Below are 6,005 nucleotides of genomic sequence, written 5' to 3'. Positions count from 1 at the left end.
GATTCCCCTGAGATCATGAATGCGCTGTGCACTCTTGTCTGCCTTGGCTGTGTATGGGAGGAGATGCTTTCGGTTCATTTTGATCCCTGGTAGGCCGTCTATTGGTGGTTCGTTGATGCGTCACTTTCTGTTTCAGAGCATTTATGATGTTTGATGGATGGATCGTGTGAGGCAGAAAGATGTGAAGCCGGCTCGTCTGATGGCGTCATAGACCGTCAGAATATCAAGGGCCCCTCATACAAAGAGCAGTGGGGGGTATGACGCCGGTAAAAAGGTGTATGGGCGCGCAAGCGCCATAGGGTGGTCAATACGGATAAACGACGTCTACTCGTCGGGCTAATGCCAGCTGATAGTTCAGATAGCGCAGGGGAACGGATGGTTCCTGATGCTATCCGTAAACGCAGGCCCTATGTGAGACCTCTTTTCGTGGATGGGCATATGATCGTCTTCAGTTGATGAACAAGAGCGCGTTTCTCTTCGTTACGGTCGAGGTCATTCGGTGGTTAGATACGGCAAAAGGATTTGAGCGTCTTCCTTGCTGATGGATCGTCGAACGTAGTGTCGGCTGGATGATCCGCTGGCGACGTCTGGTGAAGGATGATGAGAAATGCACCGACTTCGCGGAGGTCATGGCACCCATCGCCATGGGAAGCTTCATGCTACACCGAAATGCTCATCCCGGAAGTTCCAAAAAGGTTTTGAGGTGTTATCGGGTTTTCTGGTTTGTTTTAAGCAGGGGTATCCTCACAATGGTTCAGCAATGATATAAAATTGTCGCGTTGATGATGCTTGTGTGTCATCCATAATTTGATTCGATAATGGAATAATATTTCTAGAAAAGTTGTGTGAATGATCACCTAGAGATGTTCTTTTGCATGGAGATATCCCTACATTATTAGGTGCTTCCCCAATGGGATATTGCAGTTTATTGCGAATTTATGAATCTATCCTGAGAACGATTTCTTGAATAGATTTCTTAAAAGTTAATAAAAAGCAAAATACCATCATTATCTTTTTTGTTCACCTCTTTACCAACGAATCTATTTTGATATGTGTTGCAAAAAAGAAACATAAAGGAACTATAATTCTATGTTTCATGGTGATCTCAATATATTCACCTAACACTGAAGAATGGGTGATGTGGCTATGTTCTCGTTGAGGTAATTTTAGATAATACGGAAGAAACTAGGATTTTTTAATAAAGATAGATTGGTTTTTTTCATAAGTGCTCAATTTTTCTTAACTAGTTTTGGTTGTGGATTGTCGTAAAAGAAGAAGATGTTTTCTTTCTCCTATAAATTTAAGGTTTGTTTTCCTATGAAATCGTGTGTAATCTCGCCTAATCTTATTGGTAACAGCAGACGCTTGAGATCGTGTTTTTATTGTTTTTCCGCAATTTACAGCGGTTTTTAACACCACACTGTCATGCGTTTATGTTCTGCAGGAGTCAAAAATGAGCTTTCGTCATTCTGGGAGCTATGTAGCTCGTAACGTTCCGGTTTCGTCATTGACGACCTCGAAGCGCCGTTATGGGGTTCTTTCTTTTGCTCTTTGCGGTGTCTCGCTTGCAGCAATTGTGCATACATCGGCTTATGCACAAACAGCGACACCATATACGATTAATGCAGGACAGTCAGTTGACGCCTCGCAGCTTCCGGGTGATACGAGTGCGGTCGTTAATAACGGCATGATTACGACCAACGGGTCTCCTACGATTAATAATAGTATCAGTGGAACGGGGGGCTATGAAGCGGATAGTGGAACGACAACATTTACAGCAAATAATACATATTCCGGCCCAACGAATATACTAAATGGCGCTCTTACCATTACAGGGAACGGTTCTCTCCCTAATAGTGCTGTTTTTGCTCAATATGGTATGGGGGTTGATCTTAGAGGAGCAAGTAATAGTGCTTCTATAAAAAATCCTGATGGATCTACTGGGAGCCCAGTTTACTTTAAATCTTTCACGGGTGTCCCAACGCTTTATTTGGGGAATAACACCCTTGTTATTACAAACGGTGTAGCTGACAAATATCTTGACAGTTATAGATATGATACAAATTTTGACCAAGGTCGACCTACTCTTCCTAACGGGTATCAACCAACTGAAACGAGTCTTTACCGTGGCTCTGGGAGTACAGGGTCAGGTGGTATCACTATTGCTGGTGGTACAGAAGGCATGATGGGATTTAGTAAAGATTACTCCGGCTATACAACTATTAACAAAGGTGCGACTCTTTTACTTGGCCCTCTATTGTCGAATAGTTGGGGAACTCCTTCAAAAGGACTTCTGACTAATAGTCAAATTATCAATAGTGGGACTGTAAAAACGTTCATACCACAGGGTATCCCTTCTGGTGTTACAGCCTATATGGTGCAAAGTAACCTTGTTACCAACAATAGTACGGGTACTTTAGATTTTGGAAATGGAATTAATGTATCGGGTGGTATCGTCAACAACGGCGGGACAGTGATCCTGCGGGATACGGCGCAGGTATCATCGCTTCAGTCTACAGGCACAACCTCAAATGTTACTTTAAATGGCAAATCAACCATTTCAGGGGGATATTCTAACCCTGGTGGAAACTTAACACTTAATGATAACTCACAAATTACGGGAGGAGTTTCCAGCTCCGGTGGGAATGTTACGCTTAATCTTGCGCAGAGTTCTCCCGCTCTTTCCATGATTACGTATAGTGGCGGTTCCATTACTTTGAAGGGTTTCTCGCAGTTGAATGCAATCAACAGTACAGCGGGAACTGCTTCTGATATCACATTAGCTGATAATGCTCGGTTAAATAATGCGTTTACAAACCCAGGTGGGAAACTGACTCTCGGTGGTCAATCTCAAGTGACGGGCGCGGTGACGAATACGGGCGGGACCCTCCAAATGAGCGATAGCTCGCAGGTAGGGCCTGTGACAAATACCGGTGCAAATGGGAGTGTTACCCTCGGCAATCAGTCGCGCATTAACGGCGATCTTTCCAATATGGATGGGAAGGTTGTGCTTAATGACAGCGCCAAAGTGACGGGCAATCTTAATAATGGGCCTCAGGGAAGCCAGAGCAGCCAAAATGATGACGGGAAGGGCTCAACGGTTAACCTGAATGGAAGTGCTAGTATTGCGGGGGCGCTAAATAATACCAATGGCCAAGTTGTCCTTGGGAGCAGCCAAGGAAGCAATGCGATTAACGTTGGCTCTCTTTCTAATAAAGGTGCCAGCTCAAACGTTACGTTGAATAGTGGCGTAACCATCGTCAATCCGGTGACGACTCAGGGGGGAACCCTGACGCTTAATAGTGGCTCAGTTATTAATAGTGCGAACGCGCAAGGCTCCACGGGGTTGGTGAGCAGTGGCACGGGCACTCAAACCATCATCAATGGCACGGCCACTGTGAATGGACTGTTGAGTAATACCAGTGGTTCTGCGCTTACAGTAAGTAAAGGAGCTTCTATTGGCTCTTTAGCTAATGATAAGGCTTCCACGGCGAACCTGACGGATATTAAGCCTGTTAGTACAGTTAGTAATGACGGTCAGGGCACACAACTGTTCCTTAATGGCACATCATCGGCAACGGGTGATCTAGGGAATGCTAATGGTGCAACGGCTACTCTCAATGATTCAGCAACGGCTGGAACATTGACGAATAAAGAGAGTGCGGTTGCTACGCTTAATGGGAATTCACAGGTTACTGGGCTGATTACGAACAGTCAGACGGGCTCTCTTCTTAATAATACGAGCGCTACCGTTAATCTTAGAGATCATGCACAGGCGGCTCAGCTCATAAATTTTGGTTCTGGTGCTCGCGTCTCATTAGACGACAATGCACAGATCAAAGGGGATGTTACTAATTGGTCTCGTGATGCGAAGCTTTCGGGAGGTATTGTTACTCTTGGTGGTCATTCACAGGTTGGTGGAAGCATTACGAATGGAGATGCGTCGAGCTCCATTTCTGGTGGTACTGTTACCCTCACTGGAAATGCCCAAGCTGGGGCGGTAAGCTCTTTTGGGAAAGATGCGCAGGTCACTCTCGGGGTGAAAGGTGCGGGAGGGGACGCTCCTAAAATTATTGGTGAGCTTTCTAATACGAACGGGACAGTCACGTTAAATAGCGGTGCAAATGTTGATTCGCTCGTGAGTAAAGGAGCAGGAGAGACAGTCACGCTTAATAATAATGCGAGTGTGACAAAAAATCTTTCAAATACGGACGGAACGGTTACGATCAATGATAGTGCTAAGGCAGGTTCTTTGACGAATACTGGCCAAGGGGCACAAGCTGTGATGAACGGGGGTGCCGTCACAGGTGAGTTGCATAATGCCGGCACTGCAACAACGACGCTGAATAACGCTGCTACCGTTGGGACGTTGACCAATGTCGACAAAGGCTCAACAATTAATCTCCATGGTGCGTCTCAAGTGCAGGGGGCACTTTCTAATACAAACGGTACTGTCACCATGGACGGTCAGTCTAAAGCTGGCTCTTTGGTGAATAGTGGTCAAACGGCACAAGTTACACTAGGTGACACGGCACAAGTTCAGGGAGAGCTTTCGAACACCAACGGCACCGTCATAATGAACGGACATTCACAGGCCAACTCTCTTAAGACTAGTGGGCAGGGTGAAACCGTTACGCTTAGTGATAATGCAAGTGTTGCTAAGACGCTTTCGAACCAAGATGGTACGGTGAAGCTGAGTGGGAATGCTTGGATTGGTGATAGCAACCAATCAAAAGATACGGTTGCTCTGACGAATACTGGTTCGGCTTCGAAAGTCATTTTAACCGATAGTTCAAAAGTTAATGGGAACATCACGAATCAGGATGGAACCGTTTCTCTTTCCGGTAATGCTACAGCCGATTCCTTTACAAATCAGAATACAGTTGGCGCTCCGGCAGCTGGCAGTACATTGGCCACGCTTAACTTAGGTCAGAATGCCAAAATTCTTGGTAAGCTTGATAACCAAAACGGCATTGTTAACATAAGTGACAATGCGAGTGTTGGTGATGTGACAACGCGTGGTGCTAATGCGGATGTCACATTACGTAACCATGCTACCATTACAGGCACCCTTGATGCTGGTGGTAGTAATGTGAATCTTCTAGATCAGGCGACAGTAAACTCTCTTAGAAACACTCAAAAGGGAGCCATGATAGCTGTTGGGGATACCACAAAAATTACGGGTGGTATTTATAACACAAATGGCAATATTTCCCTTACCGGCGGCGCTCAAGCCGGAACAATTAACAGCCAAGGTCAAGGAACTGTTGTTACGATTGGTAATGTTCCAGCTTCGGGAGTTAATCCGGATAAGTATGAGCAACCAACTGTTCAGGGTAATCTCTACAATAAAAACGGAACAGTTACGCTGAATGCCGCAGCAAAAGCTGATTCTCTCACCAGTGAAGGTGCTGGAGAAAGTGTAACGCTTAATAATAATGCAAGCGTCACTCACAATCTTTCCAACTCTGATGGCAACGTAACCCTTAATGATGGTGCATATGCTGGATCACTGAGCAATTCAGGGCATGGGACACAGGTTACGCTTAATGGTGCATCTGTTGTTAAGGGCCAGCTTTATAACACGGATGGCAAGGTTGCTCTTAATGATACAGCTACAGTTGGTTCATTGGCTAACTTGGGGCAGGGCACGGATGTGACGCTTAATAAAGCTGCGCATGTCATAGGTGATGTGACTAACGGGGATGCCGCTAAGGGAGTTTCCGGAGGTAATGTTACGCTCAACGGTGCGTCTCAGATGGGCTCTCTCACAACTTCCGGACAGGGAACGCAGATCACCTTAGGCGGGAAAGACGCCAGTGGTGATGCGCCTAAGATTAATGGGCAGCTTGATAACACTGGCGGGGCTGTTGCGCTCAATGACGGCGCGACGGTAGGCTCTCTTTCCAGTAAGGGAGCTGGTGAAAGCGTCACGCTGAATGGTAATGCTGGTGTTGCGAAAGACCTTTCGAATGCGGATGGCAATTTAACCCTTAACGATCATG

At 45.9% G+C, this 6,005-nt stretch carries 1 protein-coding gene and 1 pseudogene; both read left to right on the top strand.

All coding sequences use genetic code 11. The features are described 5' to 3' along the window. Nucleotides 1–680, top strand: a pseudogene (locus tag F457_RS14260) (transposase); the annotation flags it as partial. Between the two features lie 773 nt (nt 681–1,453). Then, on the top strand, nt 1,454–6,005 hold a 4,552-nt coding region (locus tag F457_RS0111430), incomplete at its 3' end, for a beta strand repeat-containing protein (protein ID WP_018981276.1).

This window comes from Saccharibacter floricola DSM 15669, from assembly GCF_000378165.1.
GTDB lineage: Bacteria > Pseudomonadota > Alphaproteobacteria > Acetobacterales > Acetobacteraceae > Saccharibacter > Saccharibacter floricola.
Note: the sequence above shows the minus strand (reverse complement) of the source record. Positions and strands in the feature narration are given on the sequence as shown.